The organism is Mycolicibacterium rutilum, assembly GCF_900108565.1.
Taxonomy (GTDB): domain Bacteria; phylum Actinomycetota; class Actinomycetes; order Mycobacteriales; family Mycobacteriaceae; genus Mycobacterium; species Mycobacterium rutilum.
Genome location: NZ_LT629971.1, coordinates 4,441,325 through 4,458,530 on the forward strand (window position 1 = coordinate 4,441,325; position 17,206 = coordinate 4,458,530).

The 17,206-nt window shown below is 70.0% G+C and carries 16 protein-coding genes and 2 pseudogenes; 8 read left to right on the forward strand and 10 right to left on the reverse strand.

Annotation, left to right across the window (positions count from 1 at the left end):
* Positions 1-2: 2 nt before the first annotated feature.
* From nadC to nadA, 3 genes are read right to left on the reverse strand one after another with little or no spacing between them, the layout of a single operon-like run.
* Complete coding sequence (gene nadC / locus BLW81_RS21630; protein ID WP_083410726.1) at positions 3-860, reverse strand: carboxylating nicotinate-nucleotide diphosphorylase; 858 nt, start codon at positions 858-860, stop codon at positions 3-5.
* Complete coding sequence (locus tag BLW81_RS21635) at positions 860-2,425, reverse strand: L-aspartate oxidase (RefSeq protein ID WP_083410727.1); 1,566 nt, start codon at positions 2,423-2,425, stop codon at positions 860-862. Before BLW81_RS21635 ends, nadC begins: the two co-directional genes overlap by 1 nt.
* An 8-nt stretch (positions 2,426-2,433) precedes the next feature.
* On the reverse strand, positions 2,434-3,477 hold the full coding sequence (gene nadA, locus BLW81_RS21640; RefSeq protein WP_083410728.1) for a quinolinate synthase NadA: 1,044 nt from the start codon (positions 3,475-3,477) through the stop codon (positions 2,434-2,436).
* A gap of 74 nt (positions 3,478-3,551) precedes the next feature.
* Here nadA and BLW81_RS21645 point away from each other — a divergent pair, with 74 nt between their 5' ends.
* The 5 genes and pseudogenes from BLW81_RS21645 to BLW81_RS30025 all read left to right on the forward strand — a co-directional run.
* Positions 3,552-4,217: an NUDIX hydrolase gene (locus BLW81_RS21645; protein WP_197680393.1), complete on the forward strand. Its 666-nt coding sequence runs from the start codon at positions 3,552-3,554 to the stop codon at positions 4,215-4,217.
* A 42-nt stretch (positions 4,218-4,259) separates the two neighbouring features.
* Positions 4,260-5,597, forward strand: a complete 1,338-nt coding sequence (locus BLW81_RS21650; protein ID WP_083408951.1) for a lipase family protein — start codon at positions 4,260-4,262, stop codon at positions 5,595-5,597.
* Positions 5,598-5,619: 22 nt separating this feature from the next.
* A pseudogene (locus tag BLW81_RS30310) lies at positions 5,620-5,940 on the forward strand (DUF6597 domain-containing transcriptional factor); the annotation flags it as partial.
* 91 nt (positions 5,941-6,031) lie between these two features.
* Positions 6,032-6,343 carry a helix-turn-helix domain-containing protein gene (locus tag BLW81_RS29480; protein ID WP_157897786.1) on the forward strand — a complete coding sequence of 104 codons (312 nt, stop codon included), beginning with the start codon at positions 6,032-6,034 and terminating at the stop codon, positions 6,341-6,343.
* A 49-nt stretch (positions 6,344-6,392) separates the two neighbouring features.
* Positions 6,393-6,692, forward strand: a pseudogene (locus BLW81_RS30025) (VOC family protein); the annotation flags it as partial.
* Between the two features lie 23 nt (positions 6,693-6,715).
* Here the strand turns inward: BLW81_RS30025 and BLW81_RS21665 are convergent.
* From BLW81_RS21665 to bioB, 3 genes are read right to left on the reverse strand one after another with little or no spacing between them, the layout of a single operon-like run.
* Positions 6,716-7,363 carry a DUF2567 domain-containing protein gene (locus BLW81_RS21665; protein WP_083408953.1) on the reverse strand — a complete coding sequence of 216 codons (648 nt, stop codon included), beginning with the start codon at positions 7,361-7,363 and terminating at the stop codon, positions 6,716-6,718.
* On the reverse strand, positions 7,364-7,555 hold the full coding sequence (gene bsaP, locus BLW81_RS21670) for a biotin synthase auxiliary protein BsaP (protein WP_083408954.1): 192 nt from the start codon (positions 7,553-7,555) through the stop codon (positions 7,364-7,366).
* Between the two features lie 24 nt (positions 7,556-7,579).
* Entirely contained in the window at positions 7,580-8,575 is a 996-nt protein-coding gene (gene bioB / locus BLW81_RS21675) for a biotin synthase BioB (protein ID WP_083408955.1), read from the reverse strand.
* A gap of 47 nt (positions 8,576-8,622) precedes the next feature.
* Here bioB and BLW81_RS21680 point away from each other — a divergent pair, with 47 nt between their 5' ends.
* Complete coding sequence (locus BLW81_RS21680; protein WP_083408956.1) at positions 8,623-9,207, forward strand: TetR family transcriptional regulator; 585 nt, start codon at positions 8,623-8,625, stop codon at positions 9,205-9,207.
* Here the strand turns inward: BLW81_RS21680 and BLW81_RS21685 are convergent.
* From BLW81_RS21685 to BLW81_RS21700, 4 genes are read right to left on the reverse strand one after another with little or no spacing between them, the layout of a single operon-like run.
* Entirely contained in the window at positions 9,194-9,721 is a 528-nt protein-coding gene (locus BLW81_RS21685; RefSeq protein WP_083408957.1) for a 2'-5' RNA ligase family protein, read from the reverse strand. The two genes, BLW81_RS21680 and BLW81_RS21685, sit on opposite strands and share 14 nt — an antisense overlap.
* A 2-nt stretch (positions 9,722-9,723) precedes the next feature.
* Positions 9,724-10,389 (reverse strand): dethiobiotin synthase, encoded by a 666-nt coding sequence (gene bioD, locus BLW81_RS21690; protein ID WP_083408958.1) that lies wholly within the window; start codon positions 10,387-10,389, stop codon positions 9,724-9,726.
* Positions 10,386-11,531: an 8-amino-7-oxononanoate synthase gene (locus BLW81_RS21695; RefSeq protein WP_083408959.1), complete on the reverse strand. Its 1,146-nt coding sequence runs from the start codon at positions 11,529-11,531 to the stop codon at positions 10,386-10,388. Before BLW81_RS21695 ends, bioD begins: the two co-directional genes overlap by 4 nt.
* 25 nt (positions 11,532-11,556) lie before the next feature.
* Entirely contained in the window at positions 11,557-12,852 is a 1,296-nt protein-coding gene (locus tag BLW81_RS21700) for an adenosylmethionine--8-amino-7-oxononanoate transaminase (protein WP_157897788.1), read from the reverse strand.
* A gap of 23 nt (positions 12,853-12,875) precedes the next feature.
* Here BLW81_RS21700 and BLW81_RS21705 point away from each other — a divergent pair, with 23 nt between their 5' ends.
* The gene (locus BLW81_RS21705; protein WP_083408961.1) at positions 12,876-15,053 is read left to right on the forward strand and encodes an acetyltransferase SucT; all 2,178 of its coding nucleotides are present in this window, start codon (positions 12,876-12,878) and stop codon (positions 15,051-15,053) included.
* Entirely contained in the window at positions 15,053-17,203 is a 2,151-nt protein-coding gene (gene glgX / locus BLW81_RS21710; RefSeq protein ID WP_083410729.1) for a glycogen debranching protein GlgX, read from the forward strand. Before BLW81_RS21705 ends, glgX begins: the two co-directional genes overlap by 1 nt.
* Positions 17,204-17,206: the final 3 nt, after the last annotated feature.

Consider the following 17,206-nt stretch of genomic DNA (forward strand, 5'->3'; position numbering starts at 1 on the left):
CGCTAAACGTCCAACCCGATGTCGAGAACGCGCACCGAGTGGGTGAGCGCTCCGACTGCGAGGAAGTCGACGCCGGTACCGGCGTATTCGGCCGCGCTGTCGAGAGAAAGCCCGCCCGATGATTCCAGTTTCGTCCCCGGCGCCCGGGCATCGCGGCGCTGCACCGCGATCTGTGTCTGCCACACCGGGAAGTTGTCCAGCAGCACCAGTTCGACGTTCTCGGCGAGGACCTCGTCGAGTTGCTCGAGCGAATCGACCTCGACCTCGCACTCGATGTCGGGGGCCGCGGCCCGGACCGCGCGCAACGCCGCGACGACGGATCCGGCCGCCGCGACGTGGTTGTCCTTGATCAGGGCGGCGTCCCCGAGGCCCATCCGGTGGTTGACGCCCCCGCCGACGCGCACGGCGTACTTCTGCAGCGCCCGCAGGCCGGGCAGCGTCTTGCGGGTGTCGCGGATCTTGGCGGAGGTGCCGTCGACCGCGTCGACCCAAGCCGCGGTCGCGGTCGCGATGCCCGACAGGTGGCACACCAGGTTCAAAGTGGTGCGCTCGGCGGTCAGCAACCCCTGCGTCGGCGCCTCGACGGTCAGCACCACGCCGCCGGGCTCCAGGCGGGTGCCGTCCTCGACGCGGTCCTTGACCAGGTAGCCGTCCGGGCCCAGCACCTCGTCGAGCGTCAGCAGTGCGATGTCGACGCCGGCGATCACCCCGGGTTCGCGGACCACCATCGAGGCCGTCGTGCGCGCCTCGGAATCCACCGTCGCGAGCGTGGTGACATCGGGCCCGTAGCGCAGGTCTTCCTCCAGCGCGCGGGCGATGACCCGGCGCGCCTCGGTGAGTTCGTCGGCGGTCAGTTTCATCAGCAGCACGCTCCCGCGGCGATCAGGCTGCGCGCGAACTGCCCTTCGGCGTCGGGGAAGTCGCTCCGGTGATGGCAGCCGCGTGACTCGGTGCGCGCCATGGCGGCTGCGGCAACACCCGTGGCAACCGTCGTCAGCGCGACGTCTTCGAATGTGGCCCGGGAGTCGATCGGCCGCGGCCGAGCGGTGTCCAGTTCCTTCGCCAACAGCCGCAATCCGTCGGCATCGCGCACCACGCCGGCGTGTTTGGTCATGGCCCGCTGCAGATCGCGGCGCGGCAGCGCGCGTCGCACAGCCGGTTCCGGCGGCGCTGCGGTCACGGGCCCGGCGTCGAGCGCATGCGCGACGGCGGCCTTGCCCGCCCGCACGCCGACGACCAGACCCTCGAGCAGGCTGTTGGACGCCAGCCGGTTGGCGCCGTGCATGCCGGTGCGGGCGACCTCCCCCGCGGCGAACAGGCCCGCCAGTTCGGTACGGCCGTGCACGTCGGTGAGCACCCCGCCGCAGCTGTAGTGCGCGCCGGGGACCACCGGAATGGCCTCGAGCAGCGGGTCTATCCCGGCCGCCCGGCACGCGGCGGTCACGGTCGGGAAGCGGGTCGCGAACCCGTCGATACCGCGCGCGTCGAGGAACACGCACGGCGCGCCGGTCTCCTCGAGGCGGGCGTGGATGGCGGCGGCCACCACGTCACGGGGTGCGAGGTCTCCCATCGGGTGGACGCCGGCGGTAACTGAACGACCTTGAGAGTCAACGAGTCTGGCGCCCTCACCGCGGACCGCCTCGGTGATCAACGGACGCCTGCCTGCGTTGTCGCCGTCGAACAACATGGTCGGGTGGAACTGGATGAACTCGAGATCGCTGACCGCCACGCCGGCCCACATCGCCAGCGCCACCCCGTCACCGGTCGAGCCGTCGGGGTTGGTGGTGGCCGAATACAGGTGGCCCAGACCGCCGGACGCCAGGATCACCGACGGCGCGTGCACGACACCGGGGCCGTCCTCGTTGAGCACGAGGACGCCGGTGACCGCACCGGCCTCATGCAACAGCTCGACGGCGACGTGGTTGTGCCGGATGTCCAGCGTGGTGGCCGCGCCGTTGAGTGCCCGCTGCACCTCGGCGCCGGTGGCGTCACCGCCGGCGTGGATGATCCGGCGCCGGGAGTGGCCGCCCTCGCGGGTCAACGCCCACGACCCGCTCGCCGACTCGTCGAAGCGGGCACCCTCGTCGACCAGTTCGCGCACGGCGCGGTAACCGTCGGAGACGATCGACCGCACGGCGTCGGGATCGCACAGGCCTGCACCCGCGGCGAGCGTGTCGGCGACATGGGCGTCCACCGAGTCCCCGGCGTCGCGCAGCGCGTCCGGCAGCACCACCGCGATGCCACCCTGGGCGTAGAACGTCGCGGTGTCGCCGGTCTTGCTCAGCACCACCACCTTGCGGCCGCGCCGGTGCGCGGCCAGCGCCGCCACCAGACCCGCGACGCCCGTGCCGATGACGACGACGTCCGCGCGCTGCTGCCAGTGCCCGGCCCACCGGCCGGACCCGCAGGCCGGCCGATTGCCCATGGCGCGCGTCATTCGCCGCCGCCGGGTTGGCCGATCTCGATCATCCGCTGCACGCTGGCGCGGGCCAGGCGGGCGGTCTCGGGATCGACGTCGACGACGTCGTTGCCGTCGACCAAGCACCGCAGCAGGGCCGCGGGGGTGATCATCTTCATGTACTTGCAGGAGGCCCGGTCGTTGACCGCCATGAACTCGACGTCCGGTGCGGCCCTGCGTAACTGGTGCAGCATGCCGACCTCGGTGGCGACCAGCACCTGACGGGCACCGGTTTCGCGCGCGGCGTCGAGCATGCCGCCGGTGGACAGGATCTTCACCCGCTCCTCGGGCACCGCGCCCTCACCGGCGAGGTACAACGCCGAAGTAGCGCAACCGCATTCGGGGTGGACGAAGAGCTCGGCGTCGGGATGCGCACGGGCCTGGTCGGCGAGCTCGTCGCCGTTGATCCCGGCGTGTACGTGGCATTCGCCGGCCCACACGTGCATGTTCGTCCGGCCCGTCACCCGGCGCACGTGGGCGCCGAGGAACTGGTCCGGGCAGAACAGCACCTCGCGGTCCTCAGGGATCGAGGCGACCACCTCGACGGCATTCGAGGAGGTGCAGCAGATGTCGGTCTCGGCCTTCACCGCCGCGGTGGTGTTGACGTAGGAGACCACCACCGCGCCGGGATGGTCGGCCTTCCAGGCGCGCAGGTCGTCGGCGCTGATGGAGTCGGCCAGCGAGCAGCCGGCCCGCTGGTCCGGGATCAGCACGGTCTTGTCCGGCGACAGGATCTTGGCGGTCTCGGCCATGAAGTGCACGCCGCAGAACACGATCGTGTCCTCGGGTGCCTCGGCCGCAATCCGCGACAGCGCCAGCGAGTCGCCGACGTGGTCGGCGACGTCCTGGATGGCGGGCAGTTGGTAGTTGTGCGCGAGCAGCGTCGCGCCGCGCAGATCGGCGAGCCTGCGCACCTCCGCGGCCCACCACTCGTCGCCGTCAACTCCGGAAAAGCCGGCCGGACCGTCGGTGATCCGGCCCGTCAGATCGTCCGCGGGCATACGGTCGAGAACCGTCATGGCCGCCTCCTTCATCCCGTTGGAGTTTTCGACTTATAATCGAAAACATGGCACATACTAGCACCGCGCACGAGGTGCTCGCCGCTGTGTTCCAGGTTCGGGCGGTCGCGTCGGGAAAACCGGCACTTCACGTGCTGTTGTGGCAGCGGGCGCTCGATCCCGAGCGTGGCAAGTGGTCGCTGCCGGGCGGCCGACTCGGCGACGACGAGGACATGACCAGCTCGGTACGACGCCAACTCGCCGAGAAGGTCGACCTCCGTGAAGTTGCTCACCTCGAACAACTCGCCGTGTTCTCCGATCCGGCGCGGGTGCCCGGCGTGCGCACCATCGCCTCGACCTTCCTCGGGCTGGTGCCCTCCCCCGCCACCCCGGAACTGCCGCCCGACACCCGCTGGCATCCGGTGAGCGACCTGCCGCCGATGGCGTTCGACCACGGCACGATGGTCGAGCATGCTCGCACCAGGCTGGTCGCCAAACTGTCCTACACCAACATCGGATACGCCTTGGCGCCAACGGAGTTCGCCCTGTCGGCGCTGCGCGACATCTACAGCGCGGCGCTCGGACACCACGTCGACGCGACCAACCTGCAGCGCGTGCTGGAGCGACGCAAGGTGATCACCAGGACCGGCACCACGGCGCGGTCGGGCCGCAGCGGCGGTCGGCCCGCGGCGCTGTTCCGGTTCACCGAATCGCGTTATCGGGTCACCGACGAGTTCGCCGCATTGCGCCCGCCCGGGTGAGTCGACTGGATTCTTAAGACTTCCTTAAGTAACAATGGCCGGATGACTTCGGGCAACGCCGCGCCGGCCTCCGGTGCCGACTGGATCGGTCAGACACCCCACGAGGACCTGATCCGCGGCGCGCGCCCGCAGCTGCCCGCCGACGACCCGTTCTATGAGCCGCCGAGCGGTTTCCAGCACGCCGAACCCGGCACGGTGCTGCGCAGCCGCGACGTGGAGCTGGCGTTTCTCGGGCTGATCCCGCAGAAGTTCACCGCCACTCAGCTGCTGTACCGCACCACGGACATGACCGGCGCACCGGAGGCCACCGTCACCACGGTGATCGCTCCCGCGGACCGGACCAACCGGCCCGTCGTCCCGGTCATCTCCTACCAGTGCGCGATCGACGCGGTGACCTCGCGTTGCTTCCCGTCCTACGCACTGCGGCGCAAGGCGCTGGCTCCCGGGGCCCTGGCCCAGTTCGAGTTCCTGCTGATCGCCGCCGCACTGGCGGAGGGGTGGGCGGTCTCGGTGCCCGACCACGAGGGTCTGCAGGGGTTGTGGGGCACGCCGTACGAGCCCGGATACCGCATTCTCGACGGCCTGCGGGCCGCGCTGGGCTGTGAACGGCTCGGGCTGAGCGAGTCGGCGCCGATCGGACTGTGGGGGTATTCGGGCGGTGGACTGGCCTCCGCGTGGGCGGCCGAGATGCACAACCAGTACGCGCCCGAACTCAACATCGTCGGGGCGGTGCTCGGGTCGCCGGTCGGCGATCTCGGCCACGCCTACCGCCGGCTCAACGGCAGCCTGTACTCCGGGCTGCCCGCGATGGTGGTGGCGGCGCTGACCCACGTCTATCCCGAGCTGCACCGCGTCATCCAGGAGCACGCGACCGAGGCGGGCAAGGCGATGCTGCTGCGGGTGGAGAACATGACCACCGCGCACGCGGTGCTGCGGTTCGCGGGCATGGACATGGGCAAGCTGGTCGACCGGCCGCTCAACGAGATCCTCGACATGCCCGAGGTCAAGCACGTCTTCGACAGCATCAAGCTGGGCACCGCGGTGCCGACGCCGCCGGTGCTCATCGTGCAGGCCGTGCACGACAAGATCGTCTCGGTCGACGACATCGACGAACTGACCGAGACGTACCGCTCCGGCGGGGCGGCCGTGACCTATCACCGCGACCTGTTCAGCGAGCACATGCTGCTGCATCCGATGTCGGCCCCGATGGCGCTGCGCTGGCTGATCGACCGGTTCGACGGCAAGCCCGTCTCGGAGCACATCGTGCGCACGACCTGGCCGACGCTGCTGAACCCGATGACCTACGTCGGGATGACCCGGCTGGTCAAGATCGCGGTCAAGGTGATGACGGGCCGGCGGGTGGAGCGGACTCCGCTGTAACGGGCGGCTACCGTCGGGGGTGATGCGATACCGCCGGGTGGCGCCGGCACCGCCGCTGCGCGCGACGGTGGCGTACCTCTGGTGCCTGAGCGACGGACCCACCCACCCACGGGAACGCATCTTGCCGACCGGCAGCGCCGAGTTGGTGATCAACCTGGGCGCCGACGAGATCAGCATCCGCGACGAGACGCGCGACGCCCGCTACTCCGGGGCGGTCTTCACCGGCCCGTACACCCGTGCGTTCGACATCGACGCCGCGGCGCACCGCACGATGGTGGGTGTGCACTTCAAACCCGGTGGCGCACAGGCTTTTCTGTCCGTCCCGCTGGGTGAGCTCGCGGACACGCACGTCGACCTCGAGAACCTCTGGGGCACGCGGACGCTGCGGCCGCAGATGTGCGAGGCCGCCTCGGACGCCGAGCGCCGTCCGCGGCTTGGCCGACGGCGCCTCACGGGTCGGCGACATCGCCGCACTGACAGGACTCAGCCACCGCAGATTCACCGACGTGTTCAGCGCCGGCGTCGGTATGACCCCCAAGCGGTTCGCGCGGCTGCGCCGCTTCCGGCGCGCGCTGGACTGCATCGGAGCGGCGCGAGGGTGGGCCGAGTTCGCGGCCGCGCACGGGTTCTCCGATCAGGCTCACATGATCCGCGAGTTTCAGGCGTTCTCCGGGCTGACCCCCGTCGAACACGTCGTCGGGCGGTCCCATCCGGCCAAGGACGACCACATCGCGCTGGTCAGCTGACTTCGCTTTTGTTCAATGCAACGCCGTCCGCGGCGCGCACACTCGACCCGTGAGCGAATTCCGTGCGGGCGCCGTCCGCTACCTGGTCACCGACCTCGAGCGGTCCGTCGACTTCTACACCGGCATCGGTTTCCTGCTGGTCCAGCAGCGCGGACCGGTCGCGATTCTCACAAACGCGGCGCTGACACTGTGGCTCAGCGGACCGGGCAGTTCCGGCTCCCGACCCCTACCGGACGGCCGCAGCCAGAGACCCGGCGGATCCAACCGCCTGGTGCTCGAGGTGTCCGAGATCGAGTCGCGGATCGCCGAACTGGAGCGACGAGGGGTGCCGTTCCGGAACACGCTCGAGGTCGGGCCGGGCGGCAAGCAGGTTCAGGTCGAGGATCCCGACGGCAACCCGATCGAATTGTTCGAGCCGGCCTCGGGCGGCGGATTCCACGCCGCATCCGCCGGCGGCCAGGCGCCCAGATCGTCGCGCGCGGTCGACACCGCGATCAGCGAGTAGACCAACGCCGCGATGGCGGCGGGAAACAGGATTGTCAGCGCCGCCTGCAGCGGGGAGTGCCCGAAGAACACTGCCGGCGCCTCCGTCACGTAGTGCACCCGATGTTCCTCGGAGACCGGCGCGGCGGCCACGTCGATGCTGCCGTAGCGCAGATGCACGAGCAGCGCCCCCACCCCGGCCGCGGCGCCCGCGGCCGCCATGGCGCCGACGGTCAGCGCGGCCATCATCGTCGGGCCGCGATGCGGCTGCCACTGCCACACCAGCACGGCCGCGACCATCGCGACCACGCACAGCAGGCCGACGAGCAGAAACGCGGCGACGAAGAAGTTGTCCCCCTCGTTGCCCAGGTAGGCGCGGATCCGGTCGCCGTCGCGCGCGAGTGCCACCACCCCGTGCACGGGCGGCGCCAGCCATGCCCACAGCGCACCCGAAAGGACGCCGGTGAGCGCCAGCCCGACGATCACGGTCAGCGCGGCACGTCGGCGCGAATACCGCGGAGCGGCAACGTCGTTCATCTAGCGCTGCTCCAGATCTTTGGAGTCGGTCATACCGTGCCGCGAGCAGGACGCCGACCACCCGTCGGGGCGTACCTGCACCACCATCCGGCGCCCGCACTCCGCGCAGAACCGCGGCGGTTCCAGACCCAGGCTCGCCGCGGTGGGCACGGCGGTGCCGTCGGGCTCGCCGGTGTAGACGTTGAACGCCATATACGGAGTATCTACGGCCGGTGCTCAGAGGGTCGCGTTGAGGGCCTTGATCGGCATCTGCAGATCCTCGAGCAGTTCGAGGTCGGCCTCGGCGGGGCGCCCCAGGGTGGTGAGGTAGTTGCCGACGATCACGGCGTTGATCCCACCGAGGATGCCCTGCTTGGCGCCAAGGTCGCCGAGCGTGATCTCACGCCCACCGGCGAACCGCAGCATCGTGCGCGGCAGCGCCAGCCGGAACGCGGCGACGGCCCGGAGCGCATCGGCCGCGGGCAGCACCTCCAGGTCGCCGAACGGAGTGCCCGGCCGCGGGTTGAGGAAGTTCAGCGGCACCTCGTGCGGATCGAGTTCGGCGAGGTTCGCCGCGAACTCGGCGCGCTGTTCGAGGGTCTCCCCCATGCCGAGGATGCCGCCGCAGCACACCTCCATGCCGGCGTCGCGCACCATCTGCAGCGTGTCCCACCGCTCCTCCCAGGAGTGGGTGGTGACGACGTTGGTGAAGAACGACCGCGCGGTCTCCAGGTTGTGGTTGTAGCGGTGCACGCCCATCTCCGACAGCCGCTCGACCTGCTCGGCGGTGAGCATGCCCAGCGAGCAGGCGATCTGGATGTCGACCTCGTTGCGGATCGCCTCGATGCCCGCGGCGACCTGGGCCAGCAGCCGCTCGTCGGGTCCGCGCACGGCGGCGACGATGCAGAACTCCGTCGCACCGGTCTTGGCGGTCTGCTTGGCGGCCTCCACCAGGCTCGGGATGTCCAGCCACGCGCTGCGCACCGGAGACGCGAAAAGCCCGGACTGCGAACAGAAATGGCAGTCCTCGGGGCAGCCCCCGGTCTTGAGGCTGATGATGCCTTCGACCTCGACGTCGGGGCCGCACCACTTCATCCGCACGTCGTGCGCGAGGGCGAGCAGGTCGTCGAGGCGATCGTCGGGCAGCTGCAGCACCTGCAGCGTCTGCTCCTGGTTCAGGCCCTCGCCGCGGTCGAGCACCTGCTCACGGGCCACTGCCAGAATGTCGCTCACCGAATACCCTCTCGTCACTTGAACACCGTTCAGGTTAGGGTACGGGCGTGCAGCTCCACAAACGGGACGTGGTCGAGGCGGCGACGACGCTGCTGGACAGCTTCGGCATCGCCGACCTGACCATGCGCCGGCTCGCGCGCGAACTCGACGTCTCCCCCGGCGCGCTGTACTGGCATTTCGCCAACAAACAGCAGCTGCTCGGCGCGGTCGCCGACCGGATCCTCGAGTCCGTGGCCGATGCGGACGGGCCGTGGCGGGTGCGCATCGGCCGGCTGTGCACGGGGCTGCGCGACGCGCTGCTCTCGCACACCGACGGCGCCGAGCTGGTGTCGGCCAGCTTCGCCGCGGGCCAGTCGCAGCGGATGACCGAGCTGCTCGGCCACCTCACGGACGCCGCCGTGGATGCGGGCGTACCCGTCGGACAGGCCGAACTGGCCGCGCGCACCGTCGTCTACTACGTGCTCGGTTTCACCGTCGACGAGCAGTCGCGGCTGCAGTGGGACGCCGCCGGCGCCGAGCTGCCCGACGAGCAGTCCGCGCTCACCGACGACGCCACCGCGCGGTTCCGCTTCGGGGTGGAGGTGCTCCTCAACGGGATGAGTGTCGCCGAACGCGAACCTATGCTCGACTGATCGGATGTTCGACGCGGTTGTTGCCGTCCCAGTGGCGCAGCCCGACGATCCGGCCGGACAGGTCGCGGCCCACGGATCTCAGTGACAGCGCGGTGGCGAGCTGTTCGGGCGGTAGCCGCCGCGCCAGCGTGACATGCGGTGTCCAGTGACCCGGATCCGCGTGCGGCAGCGCCCCTTTCGGCATGTGTGGCAGGCAGGCCTCGTGCACCTGGGTGTGCAGCGCCAGCAGGTCGGCCGACGGCACCACCAGCCGCACGAGCGTGAAAACCCGGCCGCCGAACAGCATCGGCGCGCCGATCGTGCACGGCAGCGGTAGCCGGTCGAGCACCGGCACCAGCGCGTCGTCGACCGTGTCGGCCATCTCCTCGGCGACGGTGAGCGTCACGTGCGGCCGGTTGCTCGGCGAGGTGTGCCCGGCCTGGCTGCGAACGCCTGCGCGCATGAGGTCGTCCCAGCAGCGGCGGACGGCGGCATCGGTGGCCTCGTCGAACACCAGCTCCACCGAGTGCACCATCGTCACACCAGGCTTGCGACCCAGTCGGCGTCGAACACCGCCGCGCTCATCGCCTCGAACTCACCGCCGCTCGATCCCCCGGCCCCCGCAGGCAGGACCGCGCGCACCGGCGCCAGGTCGGCGAGCGCCTCGCGGTTGCCCTGTTCGGCCACACCCGGCTGGGCCGGCCACGCGCCGATCACCAAGCCGGCGCACGGAATACCCTGTCCGGCAAGTGCTTCCAGCGTCAACGCGGTGTGGTTGAGGGTGCCCAGCCCGGGGCCCACCACCACCAGTACCGGCGCCGAGAGGTCGAGCGCCAGGTCGCGCAGCGTGGTGCCCGCGCCGATCTCGACGAGCAGGCCCCCGGCGCCCTCGACCAGGGTCAGCTCCGCGTCCACGTCCCGCACTGAGCTCACCAGTTCCGCCCGGGTGGGCAGCGTCAGGCCCGCCCGTTCGGCGGCCGCGCGGGGCGCGAGCGGTTCCGGGTACCGCCAGTGACCGGACAGTTTCGTGACGCCGGACAGCCTGGCGACGTCGGCGAGGTCGTCGTCCTGCGGGCTGCCGGTCTGCACCGGTTTGCTCACCGCCACATCGATCCCGGCCAGCCGCGCGTGGCACGCCAGTGCGGCGGTCGCCACCGTCTTGCCGACGCCGGTGTTGGTCCCGGTGACGATCAGGACGCTCACGCGAGCGCGGACAGCGCGTCGGTGAGAACCGCACGCGCCAAGGTCATTTCGTCGCCGGTGAGCGACGCGCGCGCCGTCAGCCGCAGCCGCGACGTGCCCACGGGCACCGTCGGCGGCCGGAAGCACCCGACCCGCAGCCCCCGGTCCAGACAGGCCAGCGCCGCGCCGAACGCCACCTCGGGCTCGCCCAGGATCACCGACACCACCGCCGACTCCGGACGTTCGTCGACCGCGCACACCGACGCCAGTTCGGCCGCGCGGTCGAGGACGGCCTGCGCCCGCCACGGTTCGGCGATCAGCACCTCGAGAGCCGCCCACGCCGCGCCGACCGCGGCGGGCGCCAACCCGGTGTCGAAGATGAACGGCCGGGCCGCGTCGATGAGGTGGTCGCGCACCACCGTCGGGCCCAGCACCACACCGCCCTGGCTGCCGAGCGCCTTGGACAACGTCGTCGTCATCACGACATCGGGCGCACCGGCCAGGCCGACCTCGTGCAGCAGCCCGCGGCCACCGTCACCACGCACCCCGAGGCCGTGCGCCTCGTCGACGATCAGCAGGGCGCCGTGCCGACGGCACACGTCGTGCAGCGCTCGCATCGGCGCCAGCACCCCGTCGGCCGAGAACACCGAATCGGTCAGCACGACCGCCCGCTCCTCGGTGCGCGCGGCCAGCGCCGCCTCCACTGCGGCGACGTCGCGATGCGGGGTGACGACGACCCGCGCCCGCGACAACCGGCAGGCGTCCACCAGCGACGCGTGGGTGAGCGCATCGGACACCAGCAGCGAACCCGCACCCGAGAGCGCCACCACCGCACCGAGATTGGCGGTGTACCCCGACGAGAAGACCAGCGCGGACTCGGCGCCGACGAACTCCGCGAGCGCGCGTTCGAAACCCTCGTGCAGTTCGGTGTTGCCGGTGACCAGCCGTGACCCGGTCGACCCGGCACCCCAGGTCCGCAGCGCCGACACGCCGCCCTCGATCACCGCGGGATGCTGCGACAGGCCCAGGTAGTCGTTGGAGGCGAGGTCGAGTTCGGCGCCGACGGGCGTGCGGGTCCGCAGTGAGCGGCGCAGGCCGTCGGCGCGCCGCTGACGCTCGACCTCGTCGAGCCAGGCCAGCGGGGAAAGACCTGCGCGGGTCATGGCGCCTCCGTAACTTGAACGGTGTTCAGGTTAGCAGTGCGCGCGCCACGCCGACCATTCCCGAACCGATCGCCGCGATCTCCTCGGGTGTGCAGATGTACGGCGGCATCGCATAGATGAGGTTGCGGAACGGCCGCAGCCACAGACCGTGCTCCAGCGCGGCGGGGGTGGCCACCCGCAGGTCGACCGGGCGGTCCAGCTCGATGACGCCGATCGCGCCGAGCACCCGGACATCGGCGACGCCCGGTATCTTTGCGGCCGGCGCCAGGTGCTCGCGCAGGCCGGTCTCGATGCCGTGCACCGTCGACCGCCAGTCCCCGCCGAGGAGCACCTCGACCGAGGCCACCCCGACCGCGCACGCCAGCGCGTTGGCCATGAACGTCGGGCCGTGCATCAGCGCACCCGGCTCGCGCGTGCTGATCGTCTCGGCGATCTCCCCGGTGCACAGCGTCGCGGCCAGCGTGATGTAGCCGCCGGTGAGCGCCTTGCCCACGCACATGATGTCCGGACAGACCCCGACGTGGTCGGCGGCGAACAACTCCCCGGTGCGGCCGAACCCGGTGGCGATTTCGTCGAAGATCAGCAGAACGCCGTGGCGCGAACACATTTCGCGCAGGTCGGTCAGATACCGCGGGTCGTGGAACCGCATCCCGCCCGCGCCCTGCACGACGGGCTCGACGATCACCGCGGCCAGTTCGGCGGCGTGCTCGGCGAGTTGGCGTTCGAAGGCTTCGATGTAGGCGACGTCGTAATCGCGCGGCACCGCCGCCGCGAACTCCTGGGCCACCAGCACGTCGGTCCACAACTCGTGCATGCCGCCGTCGGGGTCGCACACGCTCATCGGGGTGAACGTGTCGCCGTGATAGCCGCCGCGCCAGGTCATCAGCCGGTGCTTCTCGCCGCGGCCCAGGCTGCGCCAGTACTGCAGCGCCATCTTGACCGCCACCTCGACCGACACCGAACCCGAGTCGCTGAAGAACACCGTGTCCAGGCCGTCGGGGGTGATGTCGACGAGCAACTGCGCCAACCGGGCCGCCGGTTCGTGAGTCAGCCCACCGAACATGACGTGATTCATGGTCGCGAGTTGCGTCGTGATCGCCGCGTCGAGCACCGGGTGCCCGTGCCCGTGGATCGCGGTCCACCAGGACGCCATCGCGTCGAGAACCCACAGCTCACGGCCCTCATGGTGCACGGTCAACCACGCTCCGCCGGCTCCGACCGCGACCACCGGCGGCAGGGCTTCCGCACCGATCGTGCTGTACGGATGCCAGACGTGGGCGGCGTCGACGGCGCTGATCTCGGCGGGCGTCATGGCTGGCACCTTCGGTAGATTATCGGTCGACCATGATGACCCTCGCCCCTCCCCGGCCGGCGCCCGTCACCGATCGGGGTTCACCGTCGCGCGCCGCGAAAGCCCTCAGCGGCACCCGCGGCACGGCGGCCTACCGGCACGATCTCGACGGTCTGCGCGGTATCGCGATCGCGCTCGTCGCGGTGTTCCACGTGTGGTTCGGCCGGGTCTCCGGCGGTGTCGACGTGTTCCTGGCGCTGTCGGGCTTCTTCTTCGGCGGGCGTCTGCTGCGGACCGCGATGACGCCGGGCGCCTCGCTGTGGCCGGTCCCCGAGGTCAAGCGGCTGATCCGCCGGCTGCTGCCCGCCCTGGTGGTGGTGCTCGCCGCGGGCGCCGTGCTGACCATCCTGATCCAGCCCGAGACGCGGTGGGAGACGTACGCCGACCAGAGCCTGGCCAGCCTCGGCTACTTCCAGAACTGGGAGCTGGCCAACTCCGCGTCGAACTACCTGCGGGCGGGCGAGGCGGTCAGCCCACTGCAGCACATCTGGTCGATGTCGGTGCAGGGGCAGTTCTACATCGCGTTCCTGGCGCTGATCTTCGGCACCGCGGTGCTGTTCCGGCGCGTGTTCGGTACCCACATGCGGCTGGCGTTCGTGCTGCTGCTCAGCGTGCTGACCATCGCCTCGTTCGTGTACGCGATCATCGCCCACGACGCCGACCAGGCCACCGCCTACTACAACAGCTTCGCGCGGGCGTGGGAACTGCTGCTGGGCGCGCTGGCCGGTGCGTTCGTCTCGCACCTGCGCATGCCGATGTGGCTGCGCACGACGGTGGCGTTCGTCGCGCTGGCTGCGATCCTCGCGTGCGGCGCGCTGATCGACGGCGTCAAGGAGTTCCCCGGCCCGTGGGCGCTGGTTCCGGTCGGCGCGACCGTGCTGTTCATCCTGTCGGCAGCCAACCGCGTTGCCGACCCCCACACCGCCGGCCGGATGCCGCTGCCCAACCGGCTGCTCGCCACCAAGCCGTTCGTGTCGCTGGGCTCGATGGCGTACTCGCTGTACCTGTGGCACTGGCCCCTGCTGATCTTCTGGCTGTCCTACACCGGGCACACCCGCGCCAGCTTCCTCGACGGCGCCGGCGTGCTGCTGGTCTCCGGTGTGCTGGCGTGGCTGACCACCCGCTACATCGAGAACCCGCTGCGCTACCGGTCGCCGGCCACACCGACGGCGACTGTGCCGGTGCGCAGGCGACTGCGCAGGCCGACGATGGTGCTCGGTTCGGTGGTCGCGCTGCTCGGCGTGGCGCTGACCGCGACGTCGTTCACCTGGCGCGAGCACGTCATCGTGCAACGCGCCAACGGCGAGGAACTCGCCGGGCTGTCCACCCAGGACTACCCGGGCGCTGCGGCGCTGCTGAGCAAGGCCAAGGTGCCGAAGCTGCCGATGCGCCCGACGGTGCTCGAGGCCAAGAACGACCTGCCGCAGACCACCGAGGACGGCTGCATCAGCGATTTCGACAACGTCGACGTGATCAAGTGCACCTACGGCGACCCGAACGCCACCCGCACCATCGCGCTGGCGGGCGGCTCGCACGCCGAGCACTGGATCACCGCACTCGATCTGCTCGGCAGGCAACACCGTTTCAAGGTGACCACCTATCTGAAGATGGGCTGCCCGCTGACCACCGAAGAGGTGCCGCTGGTGATGGGCGACAACCGTCCGTACCCGAAGTGCCACGAGTGGAACCAGCGCGTGATGAGCGAGATCATCGCCGACCGGCCCGACTACGTGTTCACCACCTCGACGCGGCCGTGGAACATCAGGGCGGGCGACGTCATGCCGGGCACCTATGTCGGGATCTGGCGGGAGTTGTCCGACAACGACATTCCGATCCTGGCCATGCGCGACACCCCGTGGCTGGTGCGCAACGGCGAACCGTTCTTCGCCGCCGACTGCCTGGCCGACGGCGGCGACGCGATCTCCTGCGGAACCCGGCGATCCGACGTACTGTCAGAGCACAACCCCACACTCGACTTCGTCAAGCAGTTCCCGTTGCTCAAGCCGCTCGACATGAGTGATGCGGTGTGCCGCAAGGACATCTGCCGCGCGGTGGAGGGAAATGTGTTGCTGTATCACGACGCTCACCACATCTCGAAGACCTACATGCGCACCATGGCGCCCGAACTGGGCCGCCAGATCGCCGACGCCACCGGTTGGTGGGTTGGCTGATGACACCGGACGAGCCGGCCTCGGTACCCACCGTATGGCCGGGCACCGCCTATCCCCTCGGCGCCACCTATGACGGGGCGGGCACCAACTTCTCGCTGTTCTCTGAGGTCGCCGAACGCGTCGAACTCTGCCTGATCGGCAAGGACGGCCGCGAGGAGCGCATCGACCTCGACGAGGTCGACGGCTACGTCTGGCACTGCTACCTGCCCACAGTCACACCGGGCCAGCGCTACGGCTTCCGGGTGTACGGGCCGTGGGACCCGTCGGCCGGGCACCGCTGCGACCCGAGCAAGCTGCTGCTCGACCCGTACGGCAAGTCGTTCCACGGCGCGTTCGACTTCAGCCAGGCGCTGTTCTCCTACGACCTGGACGCCGACGACCTGGCCTCCGGGGGCACGCCGCCGCGCATCGACTCGCTCGGCCACACCATGACCAGCGTCGTGATCAACCCGTTCTTCCAGTGGGCCTCCGACCGCGCGCCGCGCACCCCGTACCACGAGACGGTGATCTACGAGGCGCACGTCAAGGGCATGACGCAAACCCATCCCGGCATCCCCGACGAACTGCGCGGCACCTACGCCGGCCTCGGCCACCCGGCGATCATCGACCACCTCAAGTCGCTGAACGTGACCGCGATCGAACTGATGCCCGTGCACCAGTTCCTGCACGACCACCGGCTGGTGGACCTCGGACTGCGAAACTACTGGGGCTACAACACTTTCGGCTTCTTCGCCCCGCACTACGAATACGCCGCCACCAAACACGCCGGCGGCGCGGTCGCGGAGTTCAAGACCATGGTGCGGTCCTTCCACGAGGCCGGCATCGAGGTCATCCTCGACGTGGTCTACAACCACACCGCCGAGGGCAACCATTTGGGCCCGACGCTGAACTTCCGCGGCATCGACAACGCCGCCTACTACCGGCTACTCGACGGCGACCTGCGGCTGTACAAGGACTTCACCGGCACCGGCAACAGCCTCAACGCCCGCCACCCACACACCCTGCAGCTGATCATGGACTCGCTGCGCTACTGGGTGCTCGACATGCACGTCGACGGGTTCCGCTTCGATCTGGCCGCCACGCTGGCCCGCGAGTTCTACGACGTGGACCGGCTCAGCGCGTTCTTCGACCTGGTGCAACAGGATCCGGTGGTCAGTCAGGTCAAGCTGATCGCCGAACCGTGGGACGTCGGCGAAGGCGGTTATCAGGTCGGCAATTTCCCAGGTTTGTGGACCGAGTGGAACGGGAAGTATCGCGACACTGTGCGTGATTACTGGCGGGGCGAGCCCGCAACCCTCGGCGAGTTCGCCTCGCGGCTGACCGGATCCTCCGACCTGTACGAGGCCACCGGACGGCGGCCGAGTGCCTCCATCAACTTCGTGACGTGCCACGACGGCTTCACGCTGAACGACGTGGTGTCCTACAACGAGAAGCACAACGAGGCCAACGGCGAGGACAACCGCGACGGCGAGAGCCACAACCGGTCGTGGAACTGCGGTGTCGAGGGCCCGACCGACGACCCGGAGATCCTCGCGCTGCGGGCCAAGCAGATGCGCAACATCATGGGCACGCTGATGGTCTCGCAGGGCACGCCGATGATCTCGCACGGCGACGAGATCGGACGCACGCAGTCGGGCAACAACAACGTCTACTGCCAGGACAACGAGCTGTCGTGGATGGACTGGTCGCTGTGTGAGACCAACGCCGATCTGCTCGAGTTCACCCGCAAGGTGACCCGGCTGCGCAAGGAGCACCCGGTGTTCCGCAGGCGCCGCTTCTTCGAGGGCAAGCCGATCCGCAGCGGCGACCAGGTCCGCGACATCGCCTGGCTGACCCCGGCCGGCGAGGAGATGACCCTCGAGGACTGGGGCACCGGGCTCGGCAAGTGTGTGGTGGTGTTCCTCAATGGCGACGCCATCTCCGCGCCCAACGAACGCGGCGAACGGGTTGTCGACGACTCGTTCCTGTTGTGCTTCAACGCCCACGACCACCCGCAGGACTTCATCGCCCCGTCCGACAGCTACGCCGTGGAGTGGACCGCGGCGCTGGACACCGCCGACGGCAGCGGAGCAACGGAGTTGACCGCCAAAGCGGGCGAGAAGATCTCGCTGCAGGCCCGGTCGCTGCTGGTCCTCCGCAAGACGGCGTAGGTG